Below are 18,640 nucleotides of genomic sequence, written 5' to 3' on the forward strand. Positions count from 1 at the left end.
TAGTACCAGTACCTCAACCTACTCTTCCTTCGCCCATCCAAACGCATACTTCACGGCCTTGTCCCATCCTTTAATCTTCTTAAGCCGCTCCTTTTCCGCCATTGCCGGTTTGAAGACACGGTCAACCTGCCAGTTTTGGATAACGGATTCTTTGTTATTCCAATATTCTACTGCAAGTCCTGCCAAATATGCTGCTCCCATCGCCGTTGTCTCTACACAGTCCGGGCGATGTACGGGCGCTCCTATGATATCTGACTGGAACTGCATCAAAAAATTATTTGCACTTGCCCCTCCATCCACTTTCAGCGCTCTTACCTCTATGCCAGAGTCAGCTTCCATGGCTTTTAAGACATCGTTTACCTGATAAGCCAGAGATTCCAGGGTTGCCCGAATGATATGGTATTTGTTGACACCTCTGGTGATTCCCACAATACTGCCCCTGGCATATTGATCCCAATATGGTGCACCAAGTCCGGTAAAAGCCGGCACTACATAACAGCCATTGGTATCCTTCACTTTTCCCGCCATATATTCGGAATCCGAAGCAGAGTCTATGAGGTGCAGTTCATCCCGCAGCCATTGTATTGCTGCTCCTGCCACGAAAATGGATCCTTCCAGCGCATAATTGACCGTACCGTTTAATCCCCAGGCTATGGTAGTAACTAAACCATTGCTGGAAAAAACAGGGGTTTCCCCAGTATTCATCAACATAAAGCAACCCGTTCCATATGTATTTTTGGCTTCTCCCGCCGTAAAACAGGTCTGCCCAAACAGTGCTGCCTGCTGATCTCCCGCCGCTCCCGCAATTGGTATTTCTCCTCCAAAATAAGATGCATCTGCCATTCCGTATACACAGCTTGAAGGTACTGGATTCGGAAGCATATTTACCGGGATCTGAAGTTCTTCCAGAATCTCCTCATCCCATTTCAGGTCTTTAATATTAAAGAGCATGGTCCTGGACGCATTGGAATAATCCGTCACATGAATTCTGCCTTTCGTAAGCTTCCATATAAGCCATGTCTCTACCGTTCCAAATAGAAGTTCCCCTTTATCTGCTCTTTCCCTGGCCCCTTCCACATTGTCCAGAATCCATTTGATTTTCGTCGCCGAAAAATAAGCATCAATAATCAGGCCTGTCTTTTTCCGGTAAACTTCTGTCAGACCTTTTTCTTTTAATGTATCACAGTATTCCGAAGTCCTCCTGCATTGCCACACGATTGCATGATAAACAGGCGATCCTGTTTTCTTGTCCCAGACAATTGCCGTCTCCCTTTGATTCGTAATACCAATCGCAGCAATATCTGCGGCGACTGCTCCAATTTTGGACATTGCCTCCACGGCAACGCCAAGTTGGGAAGACCATATTTCATCGGCATCATGTTCAACCCATCCCGGCTTTGGAAAATACTGTGTAAACTCCTTTTGGGCAACACTGCATACCTCACCTTTTTCATTAAATAATATGCAGCGGTTGCTTGTAGTCCCAGCATCCAATGCCATAATATACTTTGCCATATCCATTACCTGCACATTTGCAATTTCAAATGTTCCCTTCTGTTATCAATTCATATTTTTAATTTTAACATACTGATTATTACGATTCAAGCGACATTCATGGAAGTCGGGGCAAAACTATAAAGGTATGTAATTTGGGGAATATCTTCTCTAAACATATACAAAAAGACGGCCACAGCATTTACAATGCCGCAGCCACCCTCTTTTTTTACACTATTAAAAAATTATTTCAGTAACGTCTCAATGTTAATCTGCCCCCAGCCCTGTTGGTAGCGTGGGCGTCCTATATCATCACAGGTCTCTTTCAGCTTCATTTTCACTTCTACATTTGTCATGCCAGGAGACCTGGATAAAAGAAGCGCTACTGCTCCGGAAACGATAGGCGTCGCCATGGAAGTTCCGCTTTTTGTGCAATAGTAGCCTTTACTACTCACATTAATGCTGTTACAGGATATGATTCTGGATCCGGGAGCTACAACATCCGGCTTACAGACGCACTCTTTTGTAGGGCCTCTGCCCGAATAATACAGTTTTTCATTGTTATAGCTTCCCACCTTCATAAAATCATCTGAAGAGCCCACCGTAATAACTTTTTTACTGTTTCCGGGTGCCGTAATAGACATTGGATCCGGACCCATATTTCCGGCTGCAACTACCACCACCAGTCCTGCATCCCATGCCCGCTCCACGCTGTCAACCAGCTTAAAATCCGCGTCATCCCCTTCCCGCTCTGTTCCCACGGAAATGTTTAATACTCGAATATTATATAACTCTTTATTTTGGATTACCCAGTCAATTCCATTTAATACATCTTTTCTATTTCCGCCGCCTTTGCGGTCCAATACCTTTAATGACATTACGTGGCATGCAGGAGCAATCCCCCTGTATCTGCCACCGGACATTTTTCCATTCCCAGCGACGATCCCAATAACGTGGGTTCCATGGGAACAATCGTCATACATCGATGCTCTTCCTCCCACGAAATCACGAAAACTACAAATTCTATCTCTGAAATCCGGGTGCGGATATGCCCCCGTATCTAATACCGCCACACCAATTCCCTGGCCTAAAATGCCTCTGCGATGAACATTTTCTACATTTACTGACAATCTGGCACGATTCATTTCGCTCTAACCCTTTTTTACCAGTATACGTAAAAATAAAAAGGTGGCTACTGTTCTTTCTTTTTTCGATGTGTTACAAAATACATCATTCCTACTCCGAATGCTACCATAAAGATGGAAATAAACTGTGATGTTGACAGCATCCCTACATTACCTCTTGGATCATTTCGGAAGATTTCTACAATAAATCTGCCCACACCATAGAGAATCAGATACATACTGATAACTTTACCATCTTTCTTTTGCTTTCCGGCATACCAGATTAAAAATCCCGCAATCGCAAAATCTCCCAGGCTGGAAAAAATCTGGGTTGGAAGCAGAGAAACTCCGTTTGGCGCAAATTCAGAGTTATGAAATACAATTCCAATAGGACAATCTGTCTCCCGTCCATAACAGCAGCCCGCCAGCAGACAGCCGATTCTTCCAAATCCCTGACCTATGGAAACGGACGGAACAATCAGGTCCATATATTGTAAAAAGTTCAGCTTTTTAAACCTGCTGTATACATAAAGAATAAGAATTCCTCCGATAATGCCTCCATATACAACAAATCCGTAAGCCAGGTCTGACCACAGGTTCCTGGAATGAATAATGTTATTCCATTCTGTAATAATAAATAAAATTTTAGCACCCAGCATACCGCCCACAATGCAGAGCAAACCCATATTAAAAACGATATCCTTATCTAATCCGTGTTTCTCTGCCCGTTTCATTCCGATCAGTATCGCAGCTAAAAATCCAATACCTATCATTAAACCATAGCCGTGAATGGTGATTGGTCCGATTGAAAATAAATCCGGTCTCATTTGTTCTACCTCTTTTCTGTTTCAGTATAAATATTAAACCATGCACAATATTATTAGTATAACATAGGAATCACTATTTTCCCATATCTTATTAAAAAACATTAGAATTGGAGGTCATATGCCCAAAAACGAATTACAAAACAAAATATACTCAAACGACTTTTATGATCTTGTCGTTTCCTATCAGGGGGCAGAAGAAAATCTTTCCAGGGACTTTCCTTTACTGGGGTCTCAGACCGTGGGCGGGGGCTATGCAATTTTACACGTAGACAAGACATTATTTCCCAGCAGTATCCTCTCTACTGTAGGATACACCACGATCCCGAAATTGTATACCACTTTGGATACCACCAGTCTGGAGGTTTCCGGAATTTTAAGGACACAGAATCAGCCTATTTTGAATCTGAAGGGTGAAAATATTCTGCTGGGTTTTATCGATACCGGAATCGACTATACATTGGATGCCTTCCGAAAATCTGATGGTTCCAGCCGGATTCTCGGCATCTGGGATCAGACAGAGCGAACGGATGATCCGCCGGATGAGCTATTCTATGGAAAAATATATACCAGAGATGATCTAAACACCGCACTTGCTTCCGATAATCCCCTAAGCATCGTTCCTGAAACGGATGAAAACGGACATGGTACCTTTGTAGCCGGTGTCGCCGCAGGGAGTGAAGATCCGGAACAGGATTTTGTAGGAGCAGCCCCAATGAGTGACATTGCTGTTGTAAAATTAAAACCTGCCAAGAAGTATTTGAAGGATTTCTTCTTTGTTGCTGAAGATGCGCTGGCATTTCAGGAATCCGACATCATGACGGCGGTCTACTATCTTTATAATCTTGCAATTGACAACAACCTGCCCCTTGTAATCTGCATTGGACTTGGCAGCAATCAGGGAGACCATTCCGGTGCGTCCTTCCTGGACAGCTTCGTGTCCTACTATTCCAACTACACCGGCATCTACTGTGTGGTAGCTGCAGGTAATGAAGCCGGAATGGGACATCATTTCTACGGTAAAATTGCTGCTGAAAACGAATACCAATCAGCAGAAATTCTGGTGGATAAGGATACCAAGGGGTTCTCTCTGGAAATTTGGGCCCAGGCTCCGGAGCTTTATTCCGTATCTGTCACCTCTCCTTTGGGGGAAACCATACCCGCCGTGCCTGCCAGACTGGGGCAAAGTACGGTAGAACGTCTGGTCTTAGAGAAAACAGTCATCTACATTGATTATGAAATTGTAGAATTCACAACGGGCAGCCAATTAATACTGATACGATTTGAAAACCCCACACCGGGTCTTTGGAATATCAGTGTCATTAATAATATTTTCATAAACGGTATCTTCCATATGTGGCTGCCAATTACAGGGCTTATCCCACCGGGAACTGTATTTTTAACTCCAAATCCGGATACCACGCTGACCTCCCCTTCCCCAGCGGAGTCTGTGATTACCGTCAGTACTTATAATGCCTATGATAAGAGTCTCTTTATCAATTCCAGCCGCGGGTATACCCGCACAGGAGCCATTAAGCCGGATATTGCCGCTCCCGGCGTCAATGTATATGGACCCGACGGACCGGGAAGCTATATGCCAAGAACAGGTTCCAGCCTTGCCGCGGCACTGGCTGCAGGGTCGGTTGCCCTATTGGTCAACTGGGGGCTGACCAGATATACGCCTCATGTCCTCAGTACCCGGGAAGTTAAAAATTTTCTGATCCGTGGTGCCGAACGCTCGGAAAACCTGCTCTATCCCAATCGTGAATGGGGATACGGCACCCTGAATGTATACCGCATTTTTGAGATTCTAAGATAAATAAAAAAAATTTTTTAAATATTGTAACCCAAACAAGCCTCCAGACATATCATGAAGTGTAATCAAAATTATCGGAGGAAGATAAATGAGTGATTTAGCAGCAACAAATTGTGGATGTGGATGTGAAGAAAGAAATTGTGGATGTAACAACGGATGTGGCGGCGGATTCGGCGGCGGTTCTTGCCTGTGGATCATTATCCTTCTGTTCTGCTGTGGCGGAAACGGTGGATTCGGCGGCGGTTGTGGCGGATGCGGCAACGGTTGTGGCGGTGGCGACAACTCCTGTATGTTAATCATCTTATTACTGCTCTGCTGTGGCGGATGTGGATCTCTTTGCTAATTTCCACAAGAGCCCCCTTTATGGGGGCTTTTTTCTATTTATATTGCAGCAATCGAAACAGAAAAATTCTGGAGGCTTCAAGATTTTACACTTTCCAATACTTAAAACCTCCGTTATCATCAGTGGACTATTTTTCAGAATCTTCTTTGTTTGTTTTCTTTTCCGCCGTAACCTTTTCTTTCTTTACTTTATTAAACACTTCTTCCTTTCTTCCTTTCATACATTCATCATCTACTTCGTAAAATGCATTACCATCTATAACAATATGACGCGACATTTTGTATCCTCCTTAATGAACTATACATATAATATATGAGAATTTGCCCCCATCTGTCATACTTCCCTGGTTTTACACATATATTTTTTCAAAACACATTGGCAGGAAAATATGGAAGAATATGCTGCACCGCCTTTAACAGCCATCGACCAGATCGCAAATGGAAACCAACTCCAGATGTTAAAAGCCATCATACCATATGTAGAATTCAAGAATCAAAAATTTCTGGCGTTATATATTAAGGTCATGGAACTGGGAAACATCCTTACATTTTATGAAGATTCCGATTCTCCTATGAAAGCGTGTTCGATGGAGAATACTTCATTTTCTCCAAAAGATATGCTAAATGACATGCGAAAATATTGTAGCAGTTCCCAAAGAGAAATGCTGGATACATGCCTGAATCTCCTGAATACCATGGAACTTTTCGAAACCTATAAAGAAATGTTCAGTCAGAGCGATAATGGTGGTGACGGAGAAGGACAAAGTCAGAATCCTATGGATTTTGTCATGAACATGCTCTCTCCGGAGCAGCAATCGATGTTTGAAACCTATAACACAATGTTTGATTCAGAAGGAAAGTGAGGATTTTATGAATAGTAATGATTGGATGAATAACCCTGCACTCAAAGATATTGATAAGTCAAAATTGGAGATGTTCATGGCACTTGCAGATCAGTCTTCCGGAAAATCGCCGAAAGAGCTGCTGCCATTTCTGTTAGCGGCCGCATCACGGACAAAGTCTCAGGGAAATAGTTTTGCTCCTGAAGAAGTAGATCTAATAATCGAAGTCATGAAACAGGGAAAACCAAAAGAAGAAATCCAGAATATAGAAAAATTACGTAATATGATGAAGATGATGCATTAACACATTATCAGGGACATAAGCTTTGTGATTATCGGGAAACGGAGGCTTTACGGTCTTGGTGATAAATAGAAACATAAAGAAGCGGGCAGGGAATATAAAGTTTCCCTCCCGCTTCCGGCTTATGCAGTGTCAATTTTAATTTGGTGTTGGTGGTTTATCTTCTCTCATCCACCGATTTGTACATATAATCCTGTAGTTCTGGCAACCTGTGCCAGAGTCTCCATATGCTCATTATCAGGAGGTACCAGATGTTTTAAGGTATAATCACGATCCAGTCCCTCATATTTATCCTGTCCCAGCCTATGATATGGCAGCAGGTGTAGCTGTTCAATTCCCGGCAGGGTTCTGGCAAACTGGGCAATCCCCAGAATTTCCTCCGAAGTATCGTTAAACGTAGGGATTACCGGAACACGGATAATCATTTTCTGACCTTCGGCAGCGATTTTTCTGGCATTTTCAAGGATTAATTCATTGGGCTGTCCGGTAAACAGCTTGTGTTTGGCACTGTTTATATGTTTAATATCCATTAAAAACAAATCCAGATATGGCAGTATTTTTTCTTTAATCGTCTCAAATTCAGCAAATCCGGTTGATTCAAGCGCTGTATTCATTCCGTAATACTGAGCTGCCTGAAAAAGTGCTGAAGCAAAATCAGGCTGAAGCAGCGACTCTCCTCCGGACAGCGTTAGTCCTCCCTGGGAACGTTTATAATGATAAGTGTCTTTTAAGACCTCTTCCATTACCTCTTCTACGGTAACATCCCTGCCTGTTACTTTCTCTTTGCCGTTTTGTATCATAGTCTGTATCTGGAAACTCTGGGATTCCGGATTACAGCACCACTTACAGCGAAGGGCACATCCCTTTAGGAATACAATTGTCCGTATTCCTGGTCCGTCATGGATAGAAAATTTCTGAATATCAAAAATACGGCCTGTCTGTTTTAAAAATTCTTTTTCCATATTAAAATCCCTGCATCGTTCTGTTAATAATGTCATCCTGAAGCGCTCTGGACAGCGTTGTGAACAGGGCACTGTACCCTGCAACCCTTACCACCAGGTTTTTATAATTTTCAGGATGTGCCTGTGCGTCCAGCAGAGTCTCGCGGCTTACTACATTAAACTGCATATGCATTCCCTTCTGATCAAAAAATGCCCGGATCAGGGAAGTGAATTTCTGAAGTCCAGCCATACCGCTCAGTGCAGAAGGATGAAATTTCTGATTAAACAAAGTCCCGTTGGATGCTATAAAATGATCCAGGCGTGCAACTGAATTGGCTGTTGCTGTAGGACCGCTGATATCTTTTCCTGCTACCGGCCCCACTCCATCCGCAATTGGTGTCTGAGCAAGCCTTCCGTCCGGTGTAGCGCCTGTCTGGGCACCGAGCGGTACATTTGCCGAAACAGGGTATAATCCGCCCTGATATTGCCCTCCACGGGGATTTCTATATTTTTCAAGAGGTTTCGTATAGGTATAGGCTACATCTCTTGCAAAAAGGTCGATGCTCTCGATATCATTACCATACTTTGGAAGTTCATCGATCATGGATAAAAGTGCGTCATATTTCTGCTTTTTAGCAGGTTCTGTTCCGGTCTGTCTAACAGTTTCTGCGATTACACGGATTTCAGAAGCACCGACTTTCTGACCGGCATTTTGCAGTTCTTTTGCAATTTGTATCGTTAATGCTTCTACTCTGGACTGGCTCAGCCCTTTTCCAAAATTGTCATCCAAAGCCTGCCTGTATTCAGCCAGCGTAAGTTTTTTATCTTCAAATACCAATTTTTTCACTGCATACAATGCATCCGTAACATTTGCGATTCCAAAGCCCTGTGGACCTGTAAAGTTGTATACTGCCCCGCCTTCCTGTAAAGACTTTCCTTTTTTAATACAGTCATCAATCATACTTGACTGATAAGGAAGCGGACATCTCTGGGCATGTGCCACGTCTATGGAATTATCCGCATTGACCATTAATTCAATAAAGTATTCCATCTGCTGTTTATAGGCATCATAGAATTCCTCAAAACTGTGCATATCGCTGATGTCTTTGGTTTTCAGTCCCACTTGTTCGCCGTCTTCCATGCCGGCGGTAAACACAAGCTCCAGGGGCCTGCACATATTGAAAAATGCAGCGTCATGCCAACCATCGGTTTTGCCGTGAGCCTGGGGCTCCACACAGCCGATAATATTATACGTACGGGCATCTGCAAGGGCTACTCCCCTGCTTACCATTGCCGGTATGATAACTTCATCATTGTAATAAGCCGGAAGACCGATACCTGTTCTGGTAAGTTTGGCCGCCTTAATCATCAGTTCATCCGGCGTCTTATTCCAGACACGAACCGAAAGAGACGGTGCCGGTAAAAATACATGCATAGATGCCTCAATGCACATAAAGGATAATTCATTGGTTACGTCATTTCCTTCCTCGTCCTGACCGCCTACAATCAGGTTCTGGAACAGACTGTAGCCCGCGAAACCTTCCGCACTTGCCGCATCCCTGCATTTATTCAGGTCATTTAATTTAACCCAGATGCAGTCGATCAGTTCCTGTGCTGATTCTCTTGTTAACTTGCCGGCTTTCATATCCGCTTCATAATATGGATACATATACTGATCAAATCGTCCCGGAGAAATGGAATGGCCCGAGGATTCTGTCTGCAGCAGCATCTGTACAAACCAGAATGACTGACAAGCCTCATAAAATGATTCCGCCGGTTTACCCGGTACCTTTGCACAGATTCTGGCAATTTCCAATAACTCTAATTTTCTGCGGTTATCCTGACATACCGCAGCTTCTTCCAACGCCAGGAGCGCATAACGCTGGGCATAATGAATTGCAGCGGTACAACTGATAATAACAGATTCCAGAAAAGCAGAACGAGTCTGGTAATCACCATCCGTTACTTTGCATTTTTTTAATTCGTCTTTTGCATTGGCAATAATGCCTTCATAACCAATTGTCAATACTTCTTCATATTTTACTGTAAAATGTCCGATACCATTATAAAAATAATTGCCGGGCGTAAAGATATTATGCCTCATTGCCAGCAGCGTTTCTTCAGTCATATAAGAAGTTGCAAGTTCACTGGTGGTTTTTCCTTTCCAGTATGAATAAACTTCATGAAGTTTTTCTTTTGTATCTTCTGAAATATAGAAAGGATCTGCACTTCTATGTTCTACCGTATCAAATTCGTCTTCCAGCCAGGAAAAGGAATATTCCGGGAATACCTGACATCCACGGGCTGTCTTTGTGTTACTTCCCACAATCAGTTCTTCCGGACGAATCGTAATCGGAAGTTCATGACAGATCTTTGCGAATGCCTTTCCTCTCCTCAGAATCACTGCCTCTCCTTCTGTCTCTTTATAACTCTCTGTTAAAATGACAGCACGATCTGCCTCGATAACCGGCATATGATCGTACAGGTCTTCGATCAATTTCGGAATTCTGGAACTCTTTTCTATTTCACCATCATAAAAATTCTTCACGTTCACTTCTCCTTTATGTATCCGATTTGCAAAGTCAAAAGTCCTGCACCTACGCTTCCACATAGACGCAGGACTTTTTTATACGTTTATTATACGCTATTCGTCCTAACAAGTCAATAAAACCCTGCACAAAAAAACATAAATCCAACAAATACAACATCAATCTTTCTTTGCTGATTTCTCTGTATCTGCAATAATGCATTCCCGTAACAGGATCAGGGCATTTACCACCGAACTTTCTCTTACCTTATTACGCTCTCCCTTAAAATGAAACTCTCTTACCGTCACCTGGTTATTATATGAGCAGGCAATGTAGACCAGTCCAACCGGCTTCTCATCCGTCGCCCCTCCAGGCCCTGCAATACCTGTGATAGAAACACAGACATCTGCCCCGGTAATGAATGCGCCGTTTTTCGCCATTTCCTTCGCCGTTTTTTCGCTCACTGCACCGTTTTCTTTCAGCGTATTTTTCTTTACTTCCAAAAGCTTGCGCTTCGCACGGTTGCAGTAGGTTACAAGCCCCTGCTTGAATACATCCGATACTCCCGGTACATTTGTCAGCCTTGCAGCCAGAAGTCCTCCTGTACAGGATTCAGCAGTTGTCAGGGTCAGTTCCTTTTCTTTCAGAAGACGGATAATGGTTTCTTCCAGAGTATCCTGTTCTTCTGTAGTATAAATATGGTTGCCAAAACGGCTGCGCAGCTCTTTTACCACAGGCTTAATTAATTTCTTTGCTTCTTTTTCATCGGCTGCCTTAGCTGTGATACGCAGATGCACCTCTCCGGTCTTAGCATAAGTAGCAATGGTAGGATTGGTTTGTTTTTCAATCAGGTCTGCAATTTCTGTCTCTACAAAGCTTTCACCTAAGCCGCAGAGCTTCACCATCGTAGAACATATAATTTCCGGCTGCAGTTTATTTAAGTATGGGAATATATCGTGGTTAAACATCGGAATCATTTCATTTGGCGGGCCAGGAAGCAGGATTACGGATTTACCTTCTTTTTCCAGAATAAGCCCCGGTGCTGTGCCGTTTTTATTATCGATGACAATTGCACCTTCCGGTATTAATGCCTGTTTCCAGTTGTTGTCGGTTATGATCTTAAACTGGCTGTTCTTGAAATATTCCTGTATCCGTTCTTTGCTGTGTTTATCTTCTACCAGTTTCATGTCCAGGACTTTCGCTGCAACCTCTTTTGTCAGATCATCCTGTGTAGGTCCAAGTCCACCGCTTAAGATAACCACGTCAGAGCGGTTCATCGCTGTCTGAATGGTATCTGCAAGACGTTCCTCATTGTCTCCCACTACCGTCTGATGATACATAGATAATCCCAGCAGCGCACATTTTTCTGCCAGAAAGGCTGCATTTGTATTTACAATGTTCCCAAGTAATATCTCCGTCCCAACGGAAATCAGTTCTACTACCATTTTTCATCCTCCAAAGTAATCTTACTTTTGCATGCTTAATACGTTGATGTTCTTCGCAATATAATCAATTAATGATATAATGGTCAGAACCAGTGCCAATAAAACGAATAAATTTTCTAATGTATTAAAAAATCCACCCAGGTCTGCAATTAATAAAATTGTCATGATCATCTGCGCAATGGTTTTGGATTTTCCCCACCAGCTAGCAGCAATTACAATTCCATTATCCGATGCCACCAGACGGAAGCCGCTGATAATAAATTCACGGCTGATAATAATTATAACAATCCAGTCGGCAAGACGGTTCATCTGAACCAGGCATATCATTGCAGAGCACACCAGGAGCTTATCTGCAAGAGGGTCCATAAATTTACCAAAGTTCGTTACCTGATGGTTTTTTCTTGCCAGATATCCATCCAGGCTATCCGTGAGGCTGGCGATAATATAAATAGCAAGCGCTATATATTTTCCTGCGCCGCCCAGATCAGATTTCATAAAAATCACAAAAAAAGGGATTAAAATAACTCTTAATATGGTCAAACTATTCGGCAAATTCATCTTCAATCTCTCCAATCAAATCATATTCCAGCGCACCTGTAATTTTTACCCTGACAAAGTCCCCTGACATAAGTGTCTCACCTGTATTAATAAACAAATATCCGTCTATATTAGGTGCATCTGCATAAGTACGGGCTACATAAGCATTTTCATCTGCTACTTTACCTTCCACCATAGCAATTACACTGCGTCCAACCATCTGCTGTGCTTTATCAAAAGCGATGTCCTGCTGAAGTTCCATCAGCTCATCTCTTCTGTCTTCTTTGATCTCTTCTTCAATCTGTCCATCCATCTCTGCTGCCGGAGTATCCTCCTCAGGAGAATAGGTGAACACCCCAAGTCGCTCAAATTCCATCTCATCTGCAAATTCCATCAGTTCTTCGTGCTGTTCCTGAGTCTCGCCTGGAAAACCCGTAATCAAGGTTGTCCGAAGCGCAATATCCGGAATCTCGCTGCGCAGTTTAGACACAATAGCCTTAAGCTGCTGTTTATTCGTTCTTCTTCCCATCTTCCTCAGAATATCATCACTGGCATGCTGAATGGGAAGATCCAGATAATGGCATACCTTCTTCTCTTCTTTCATAACCTGTATCAGTTCATCATAAATTTCTTCCGGATAACAATAGAGAATACGAATCCACCGGATTCCTGAAATTTTACATAACTCTTTTAATAAGACATGAAGGCTCTTTTTCCCATAAAGATCCTTTCCATAGAGCGTAGTCTCCTGCGCAACCAGAATCAATTCCTTAACACCCTGTTCTGCCAGGTCTTTTGCTTCTTCAATAAGCTGTTCCATAGGAACACTTCTATAATTTCCACGGATCTTCGGGATAATACAGTAAGTACAATGCTTATTACAGCCTTCGGCTATTTTTAAATGGGCATAATGTCCGCCAGTAGTTAATACACGTCCTGCTGATTTTGCCGGAAGGGCATCAATATCATGGAACTCTAACAGCTGCTGCCCATTCAGCGCCGTCTGTACCGCCTTGATGATTTCATCGTACGTTGTGGTGCCAAGTACGGCATCAACCTCTTCTATTTCATCCACAATTTCTTTTTTGTACCGCTGTGCCAGACATCCTGTCACAACCAATGCCTTGCATTTACCATTTTTCCTGTGCTCTGCCATCTCCAGAATCGTCTGGATGCTCTCTTCCTTTGCATCATTGATAAAACAACAGGTATTCACTACAATAATATCGGCCTGTGTCTCATCATCTGTAAGGACATATCCATTTTTAGCAAGCAGCCCCAGCATCACTTCCGAATCCACCAGATTCTTGTCGCATCCCAGGGATACAAATAATACGTTCATAAATTACTCCTCATTTTTAGTATCGTCCAAAAGCAAAATTGCTCTTTGATGTTTATTGTACTATTTTCGTCTTAAAAGGTCAATAAAATACTTGAGAATGTGCAAAGTTCTCAAAACCACAATTTCACCCGTTCCAATTTTTATTGTCCTTTTTTATATATTATCCCAGAAAAATCTCATTCACATCTACTGACTTCTGCATGAAATCGACAAATTAACCAAAATTATTACAATAGTTTCTAACATCTTACCATTTCCTACCGATGCACTTGCTGATATAATAATGATATACATGAGAGGCACTGATTAAAACTATGAAAACAGTCAATGATTATGTATATAAATGACAACCAAAGGAGGTAACAGAAATGCATAGTCATGAAATTGATTCTTATCTTCGCAATAAAAACTGGAAATTGAAGCCAAACGAATATGTAAACATTATTAATGTTAACTCCTGTCCGGAGCTGGATCATATTGCTTATAACTCCCAAAATAATGACTACAATGTCTGGACAAAAAATGGTTATGCCTGGACAATAAAAATTGAATGTTGAGAATTATTTTATAGGCTTCGCACCCGCAACCGGGTGCGTTTTTTTGTTCAGATACTTGCTTTTCTTGAATTTTCCTGTATAATCAAATCGATAACTATAATTACTAAGGAGCTAATACAGCAATGAGCATTTTAAACGTTGAGCATTTAAGTCACGGTTTTGGTGACAGAGCGATTTTCCATGATGTTTCCTTCCGTCTGCTAAAAGGTGAGCACATCGGACTGATAGGAGCAAATGGCGAAGGAAAATCTACTTTTTTAAATATTGTAACCGGAAAATTACAGCCGGATGAAGGCAAGGTGGAATGGGCTAAAAATGTCCATGCCGGATATCTGGACCAGCATGCGGTTCTGGAAAAAGGGCTGACCATCCGTGATGTGTTAAAAGGTGCTTTTGCACAGCTGTTTTCTCTGGAAGAAAGAATGAACGTCATCTGTGATTCTATGGGTGATGCATCGGAAGAAGAATTGAATCAGATGATGGAGGAACTGGGCACCATCCAGGACACTCTGACCATGCATGATTTTTATATTATTGATTCTAAAGTAGAAGAAATCGGCCGCGCCCTGGGTCTTGAGGATATCGGCCTGGATAAAGATGTAACGGAACTCAGCGGCGGGCAGCGTACAAAAGTACTGTTGGGTAAACTGTTGTTGGAAAAACCGGATATCCTCCTCCTTGACGAGCCTACCAACTACCTGGATGAGCAGCATATTGAATGGCTGAAACGCTATCTGAATGACTATGAAAATGCGTTTATTTTAATATCACATGATATTCCTTTCTTAAACAGTGTCATTAACCTGATCTATCATATGGAAAACCAGGCACTTTCCAGATACGTGGGCGACTATGACAAGTTCCAGGAAGTCTATGCAGTGAAAAAGGCCCAGCTGGAATCTGCATATAAACGCCAACAGCAGGAAATCAGTGATCTGGAAGATTTTGTTGCCCGGAATAAAGCCAGAGTTTCTACAAGGAATATGGCGATGTCCCGTCAGAAAAAATTAGATAAAATGGATAAAATCGAGCTGGCAGCCGAAAAGCCAAAGCCTGAATTTCATTTTAAGGAAGCCCGGGCCGCTGGCAAATACATTTTCGAGGCAGAGAATCTTGTTATTGGATACGATGAACCCTTGTCCAGGCCCCTGAACCTGGCTATGGAACGGGGACAGAAAATAGCACTTATCGGTGCCAACGGTATTGGTAAAACCACACTGTTAAAAAGTATTCTGGGACAGATTCCTTCTCTGGAAGGCTCTGTCCAGCTTGGCGATTATCTTTACATCGGTTATTTTGAGCAGGAAATGGCTCCTGGGAATACAACTACCTGTATCGAAGAGATCTGGAAAGACTACCCTTCACTGACCCAGTACCAGGTGCGCAGTGCCCTTGCAAAATGCGGACTGACTACCAAACATATTGAAAGCCAGGTACGTGTTCTAAGCGGTGGTGAACAGGCAAAAGTACGCCTTTGTAAATTAATCAACCGGGAAACCAATATTCTGCTTCTGGACGAGCCTACTAACCATCTGGACGTGGATGCAAAGGAAGAACTAAAGCGGGCATTGAAGGAATATAAAGGCAGTATACTTCTAATCTGTCATGAACCGGAATTCTACCAGGATGTAGTTACGGAAGTCTGGGATTGTACACAATGGACCACTAAGATTTTTTAATATTTAATGAGATATATTAATTAAAAGAGGATGTTTCGCTGCAAAGTCTTTACCGACACCACAGCAAAACATCCTCTTATTTATTTTTATGGTTATAATCAATCTGTTCTATATCGAACATACAGGTTCATTCTGGAATATTTTATTCTTCTGTCTGTACCTGAATGTCTGACTCTTCATCCATTGTCTCATCTTCACTGAGAATCTTGATCTTTCCTTTATTTAACTCTTCTACGGCTACAGATAAGGGTTTTTTACCGTTATCATACACTAGAGCTTCTGCTCCTCCGATCAACTGTCTTGCTCTCTTTGCTGTAGCAAGCACGATGGAATAACGGCTGTTTACTACCGGTGTATCCCCCTCTTCTACTTCACTGTTTACAACTTTCATTAAATCTGTGTAAGATGGATGTAACATATGCTTTCTCCTTTCAAAATGGGTTTGCCTTGAAATTATCTGGCAAAACGCGTTAACTCTTTTTTTATGGTATTTATGAATTCGTTATTTCTTGATGCTTTGAAATGTTCACTTTGAATGATTCCGTGCATTTCTTCCACACAATCTTCCAGCTTATCATTGACTACCAGGTAATCGTACTTTTCCATGCCTTGTGCTTCCTCGCTGGCACGGCTCAACCTGTCCCTGATCACATCCGCGGTTTCTGTCCCGCGTCCGTTCAGGCGCTCTTCTAATGTTTGTGCATTCGGCGGAGTTACAAATAACAGCAGTGTATCCGGGAATTGCTCTTTTACCTTAAGGGCTCCCTGTATCTCAATTTCCAGAATTACGTCTTTCCCTTCGTTCAGCTTCTCTTCTACATAAGCTTTTGGTGTTCCATAATAATTCTGAACATACTGCGCATATTCAATTAACGCATTATCTGCAATCATTTCTTTAAATTCTTCCACTGTTTTGAAAAAATATTCCCGTCCATCTTCTTCACCGGGTCTGGGATTTCTTGTTGTAGCAGAGATGGACAGGGCATAATTATCATACTTGCCTGATAAAGCCTTGACCAAAGTGCCTTTCCCCGCTCCTGAAAAACCAGATAAAACAATTAATATTCCTTTTCTATTCATCTTCTTCATCCTTTGGCTTATCTTCTATATTGAGTGAAAATCTTTTTGCAATTGTATCTGGCTGTAATGCTGACAATACAATAAAATCATCAACGGTTACAATCACGGATTTGGTCTTTCTTCCCTGTGTCGCATCTACCACTTTACCGGTCTGCCTTGCATTTTGTACCATCCGCTTAATAGGTGCTGCTTCAGGGCTTACTACTGCTATGACTTTGCCGGTATTCACCACATTACCAAAGCCGATGTTAATTAATCTGGCCAAATTATTTTCCCACCTTATTCAATATTTTGAATCTGCTCCCGTACCTTCTCAATCTCAGTCTTTAAATTAATAGCCGTATTGGAAGTCTCCAGGTCATTTGCCTTAGATAAAATTGTGTTTGCTTCACGATTCATTTCCTGTGCTATGAAATCCAGCTTTCTGCCGACACTTCCACCTTCCATCAGGCAGGATTTCATATTTTCAATATGACTTCTTAACCGGACTGTTTCTTCGTCCGTACAGATTTTATCAGCAAACAGTACTACTTCTGCTGCGATCCGTCCTTCTTCAATCTGGGTATCCCCTAACAGTTCCTTTACTTTCTCAGTCAGTTTTTCACGGTAAGACGCCATAATCTGAGGAAACCGTTCTTCTACAGAAGCTACATCTGCCAGCATACCGTCCAGTTTTTCAAAGAGATCTGCTTTTAATGCATCACCTTCTTTTAACCTGGCTTCCACAAGCTGTCTGCTGGCTCCTTCCAAAGCTGCCTCCAGTACTGCCCAGATTTCTTTTTCATCTGCTGTGGATTCTTCCATTGTAAATACTTCCGGGCATCTGCCAAGAGTTGAAGTCCTGATATCATTTTCCAGACCAAATGTCTTCGCCATCTGTTTGTAATAACGAACGTATTCCCCTGCAATATTTTCATTATATTTTAACGAAAAGTTTTCTTCGGTAAAATCTTCATATGTAATGAAAACGTCTACTTTCCCCCGCTGAATATAATTCTTAAGCATTCCTCTGATCGCTGACTCAAAAAAACTCAGCTTCTTGGGCATCTTAATATTCACGTCGAAGTAACGATGATTCACTGCCTTCATTTCTACTGTAAATTTTCTGCTGCCCTGGAGGTTTTCGCACCTGCCAAAGCCTGTCATGCTCTTAATCATCTTCATTCGCTCTCTTTTTTTAGTTTTGTGGCACATGCCGCCACATTAAAAACATTATAAAACATATCAAATGTGTAGTCAACAGCAAAATCCTGTTATACTGGTTAAATTGGGGTTTTGTTGAGGAAGGGACGCTTTGTAGATGTAGATAGTGCGGGTCTTCGACACTTTCCATATCTCTAAAGTACCTTAAAGCCTTGATACAGGCTTATTTTTTTGTCAAATTTTTACTATTTTTATGTTGTATGTGTTGTATTTATATGGTATAATAATTACAGGGGTGATGCATTTATGAAAATATACTTTGATAAACGACTAAAGGATCCCACTTATTATGCACAGCAGGGAATCCGTAATGGAAAGAAAACAACCACCAGAAATATTAAAAACTTTGGAAAACACTCCGAGTTATTGAAGGTCACAGATGATCCTGAACTCTATGTGAGAGAACAAATCAAAAAGATGAATGAGGAATACCGCGTTGGCAAAGTCTCTTTCAATCTGACTGCCGATTTTAACGAAAGGGTCAGACCTTCTGCTGATGAAGCATCGGCTTCCAACTGGTTGAATATTGGGTATTTCTTTCTTCAGGACATCATGAAAGAATTGAATCTCAAGGAGTTCTTTCAT

The 18,640-nt window shown here is 42.0% G+C and carries 19 protein-coding genes and 1 pseudogene; 7 read left to right on the forward strand and 13 right to left on the reverse strand.

Annotated features, from left to right (window positions below; translation table 11 throughout):
• Positions 1 to 18 precede the first annotated feature (18 nt).
• From glpK to RHS_RS03015, 3 genes are all read right to left on the reverse strand, one after another.
• Positions 19 to 1,515, reverse strand: coding sequence for a glycerol kinase GlpK (gene glpK / locus RHS_RS03005; protein ID WP_047832258.1), 1,497 nt, complete (start codon positions 1,513 to 1,515; stop codon positions 19 to 21).
• Positions 1,516 to 1,739: 224 nt separating this feature from the next.
• Complete coding sequence (locus tag RHS_RS03010; RefSeq protein ID WP_027293902.1) at positions 1,740 to 2,639, reverse strand: S8 family peptidase; 900 nt, start codon at positions 2,637 to 2,639, stop codon at positions 1,740 to 1,742.
• Positions 2,640 to 2,686: 47 nt separating this feature from the next.
• Positions 2,687 to 3,445: a prolipoprotein diacylglyceryl transferase gene (locus tag RHS_RS03015; RefSeq protein WP_027293901.1), complete on the reverse strand. Its 759-nt coding sequence runs from the start codon at positions 3,443 to 3,445 to the stop codon at positions 2,687 to 2,689.
• Positions 3,446 to 3,563: 118 nt separating this feature from the next.
• On the opposite strand from RHS_RS03015, the gene RHS_RS03020 reads away from it, so the two are divergent.
• Both RHS_RS03020 and RHS_RS03025 read left to right on the forward strand, forming a co-directional pair.
• Positions 3,564 to 5,261: a S8 family serine peptidase gene (locus RHS_RS03020; RefSeq protein ID WP_047832259.1), complete on the forward strand. Its 1,698-nt coding sequence runs from the start codon at positions 3,564 to 3,566 to the stop codon at positions 5,259 to 5,261.
• Positions 5,262 to 5,346: 85 nt separating this feature from the next.
• Positions 5,347 to 5,601 (forward strand): chorion class high-cysteine HCB protein 13, encoded by a 255-nt coding sequence (locus tag RHS_RS03025; RefSeq protein WP_377146108.1) that lies wholly within the window; start codon positions 5,347 to 5,349, stop codon positions 5,599 to 5,601.
• Between the two features lie 127 nt (positions 5,602 to 5,728).
• Here the strand turns inward: RHS_RS03025 and RHS_RS29980 are convergent, their stop codons facing one another.
• Positions 5,729 to 5,878, reverse strand: coding sequence for a hypothetical protein (locus tag RHS_RS29980; RefSeq protein WP_176731078.1), 150 nt, complete (start codon positions 5,876 to 5,878; stop codon positions 5,729 to 5,731).
• A 111-nt stretch (positions 5,879 to 5,989) separates the two neighbouring features.
• On the opposite strand from RHS_RS29980, the gene RHS_RS03030 reads away from it, so the two are divergent.
• Positions 5,990 to 6,463, forward strand: coding sequence for a hypothetical protein (locus RHS_RS03030; RefSeq protein ID WP_027293898.1), 474 nt, complete (start codon positions 5,990 to 5,992; stop codon positions 6,461 to 6,463).
• Between the two features lie 7 nt (positions 6,464 to 6,470).
• Positions 6,471 to 6,746 carry a hypothetical protein gene (locus tag RHS_RS03035; protein WP_027293897.1) on the forward strand — a complete coding sequence of 92 codons (276 nt, stop codon included), beginning with the start codon at positions 6,471 to 6,473 and terminating at the stop codon, positions 6,744 to 6,746.
• A gap of 164 nt (positions 6,747 to 6,910) precedes the next feature.
• On the opposite strand, the gene RHS_RS03040 is transcribed toward RHS_RS03035, so the two are convergent.
• The 5 genes from RHS_RS03040 to rimO form a co-directional block, all read right to left on the reverse strand.
• Positions 6,911 to 7,705, reverse strand: coding sequence for a glycyl-radical enzyme activating protein (locus RHS_RS03040; protein WP_047832261.1), 795 nt, complete (start codon positions 7,703 to 7,705; stop codon positions 6,911 to 6,913).
• Position 7,706: 1 nt separating this feature from the next.
• Entirely contained in the window at positions 7,707 to 10,232 is a 2,526-nt protein-coding gene (locus RHS_RS03045; RefSeq protein ID WP_027293895.1) for a glycyl radical protein, read from the reverse strand.
• Between the two features lie 159 nt (positions 10,233 to 10,391).
• Positions 10,392 to 11,657, reverse strand: a complete 1,266-nt coding sequence (locus tag RHS_RS03050) for a competence/damage-inducible protein A (RefSeq protein ID WP_027293894.1) — start codon at positions 11,655 to 11,657, stop codon at positions 10,392 to 10,394.
• 21 nt (positions 11,658 to 11,678) lie between these two features.
• A complete protein-coding gene (pgsA, locus tag RHS_RS03055) occupies positions 11,679 to 12,215 on the reverse strand; it encodes a CDP-diacylglycerol--glycerol-3-phosphate 3-phosphatidyltransferase (RefSeq protein WP_027293893.1) in 537 nt (178 codons plus the stop codon).
• The gene (rimO, locus tag RHS_RS03060) at positions 12,199 to 13,536 is read right to left on the reverse strand and encodes a 30S ribosomal protein S12 methylthiotransferase RimO (RefSeq protein WP_027293892.1); all 1,338 of its coding nucleotides are present in this window, start codon (positions 13,534 to 13,536) and stop codon (positions 12,199 to 12,201) included. The genes pgsA and rimO overlap by 17 nt, the downstream gene beginning before the upstream one ends.
• A gap of 368 nt (positions 13,537 to 13,904) precedes the next feature.
• On the opposite strand from rimO, the gene RHS_RS03065 reads away from it, so the two are divergent.
• Both RHS_RS03065 and RHS_RS03070 read left to right on the forward strand, forming a co-directional pair.
• Positions 13,905 to 14,093 carry a hypothetical protein gene (locus RHS_RS03065; protein ID WP_027293891.1) on the forward strand — a complete coding sequence of 63 codons (189 nt, stop codon included), beginning with the start codon at positions 13,905 to 13,907 and terminating at the stop codon, positions 14,091 to 14,093.
• Between the two features lie 122 nt (positions 14,094 to 14,215).
• On the forward strand, positions 14,216 to 15,772 hold the full coding sequence (locus RHS_RS03070; RefSeq protein WP_027293890.1) for an ABC-F family ATP-binding cassette domain-containing protein: 1,557 nt from the start codon (positions 14,216 to 14,218) through the stop codon (positions 15,770 to 15,772).
• A 142-nt stretch (positions 15,773 to 15,914) separates the two neighbouring features.
• On the opposite strand, the gene rpoZ is transcribed toward RHS_RS03070, so the two are convergent.
• The 4 genes from rpoZ to RHS_RS03090 are packed head-to-tail and all read right to left on the reverse strand — an operon-like array spanning position 15,915 to position 18,010.
• Positions 15,915 to 16,190 (reverse strand): DNA-directed RNA polymerase subunit omega, encoded by a 276-nt coding sequence (gene rpoZ / locus RHS_RS03075; RefSeq protein ID WP_047832262.1) that lies wholly within the window; start codon positions 16,188 to 16,190, stop codon positions 15,915 to 15,917.
• A gap of 35 nt (positions 16,191 to 16,225) precedes the next feature.
• The gene (gene gmk / locus RHS_RS03080; protein WP_044296802.1) at positions 16,226 to 16,852 is read right to left on the reverse strand and encodes a guanylate kinase; all 627 of its coding nucleotides are present in this window, start codon (positions 16,850 to 16,852) and stop codon (positions 16,226 to 16,228) included.
• On the reverse strand, positions 16,845 to 17,117 hold the full coding sequence (locus tag RHS_RS03085) for a DUF370 domain-containing protein (protein WP_027293887.1): 273 nt from the start codon (positions 17,115 to 17,117) through the stop codon (positions 16,845 to 16,847). Before RHS_RS03085 ends, gmk begins: the two co-directional genes overlap by 8 nt.
• 14 nt (positions 17,118 to 17,131) lie before the next feature.
• Positions 17,132 to 18,010 carry a YicC/YloC family endoribonuclease gene (locus tag RHS_RS03090; RefSeq protein WP_027293886.1) on the reverse strand — a complete coding sequence of 293 codons (879 nt, stop codon included), beginning with the start codon at positions 18,008 to 18,010 and terminating at the stop codon, positions 17,132 to 17,134.
• Positions 18,011 to 18,301: 291 nt separating this feature from the next.
• Here RHS_RS03090 and RHS_RS03095 point away from each other — a divergent pair.
• Positions 18,302 to 18,640, forward strand: a pseudogene (locus RHS_RS03095) (transposase); the annotation flags it as partial.

It is taken from the genome of Robinsoniella sp. RHS (assembly GCF_001029355.1).
Classification (GTDB): Bacteria; Bacillota; Clostridia; order Lachnospirales; family Lachnospiraceae; genus Robinsoniella; species Robinsoniella peoriensis.

What these genes read in the sequence shown, in the direction of transcription:
- glpK (WP_047832258.1), bottom strand. Translation starts at nt 1,515, where the DNA reads ATGGCAAAGTATATTATGGCATTGGATGCTGGGACTACAAGCAACCGC.
- RHS_RS03010 (WP_027293902.1), bottom strand. Translation starts at nt 2,639, where the DNA reads ATGAATCGTGCCAGATTGTCAGTAAATGTAGAAAATGTTCATCGCAGA.
- RHS_RS03015 (WP_027293901.1), bottom strand. Translation starts at nt 3,445, where the DNA reads ATGAGACCGGATTTATTTTCAATCGGACCAATCACCATTCACGGCTAT.
- RHS_RS03020 (WP_047832259.1), top strand. Translation starts at nt 3,564, where the DNA reads ATGCCCAAAAACGAATTACAAAACAAAATATACTCAAACGACTTTTAT.
- RHS_RS03025 (WP_377146108.1), top strand. Translation starts at nt 5,347, where the DNA reads ATGAGTGATTTAGCAGCAACAAATTGTGGATGTGGATGTGAAGAAAGA.
- RHS_RS29980 (WP_176731078.1), bottom strand. Translation starts at nt 5,878, where the DNA reads ATGTCGCGTCATATTGTTATAGATGGTAATGCATTTTACGAAGTAGAT.
- RHS_RS03030 (WP_027293898.1), top strand. Translation starts at nt 5,990, where the DNA reads ATGGAAGAATATGCTGCACCGCCTTTAACAGCCATCGACCAGATCGCA.
- RHS_RS03035 (WP_027293897.1), top strand. Translation starts at nt 6,471, where the DNA reads ATGAATAGTAATGATTGGATGAATAACCCTGCACTCAAAGATATTGAT.
- RHS_RS03040 (WP_047832261.1), bottom strand. Translation starts at nt 7,705, where the DNA reads ATGGAAAAAGAATTTTTAAAACAGACAGGCCGTATTTTTGATATTCAG.
- RHS_RS03050 (WP_027293894.1), bottom strand. Translation starts at nt 11,657, where the DNA reads ATGGTAGTAGAACTGATTTCCGTTGGGACGGAGATATTACTTGGGAAC.
- pgsA (WP_027293893.1), bottom strand. Translation starts at nt 12,215, where the DNA reads ATGAATTTGCCGAATAGTTTGACCATATTAAGAGTTATTTTAATCCCT.
- rimO (WP_027293892.1), bottom strand. Translation starts at nt 13,536, where the DNA reads ATGAACGTATTATTTGTATCCCTGGGATGCGACAAGAATCTGGTGGAT.
- RHS_RS03065 (WP_027293891.1), top strand. Translation starts at nt 13,905, where the DNA reads ATGCATAGTCATGAAATTGATTCTTATCTTCGCAATAAAAACTGGAAA.
- RHS_RS03070 (WP_027293890.1), top strand. Translation starts at nt 14,216, where the DNA reads ATGAGCATTTTAAACGTTGAGCATTTAAGTCACGGTTTTGGTGACAGA.
- rpoZ (WP_047832262.1), bottom strand. Translation starts at nt 16,190, where the DNA reads ATGTTACATCCATCTTACACAGATTTAATGAAAGTTGTAAACAGTGAA.
- gmk (WP_044296802.1), bottom strand. Translation starts at nt 16,852, where the DNA reads ATGAATAGAAAAGGAATATTAATTGTTTTATCTGGTTTTTCAGGAGCG.
- RHS_RS03090 (WP_027293886.1), bottom strand. Translation starts at nt 18,010, where the DNA reads ATGATTAAGAGCATGACAGGCTTTGGCAGGTGCGAAAACCTCCAGGGC.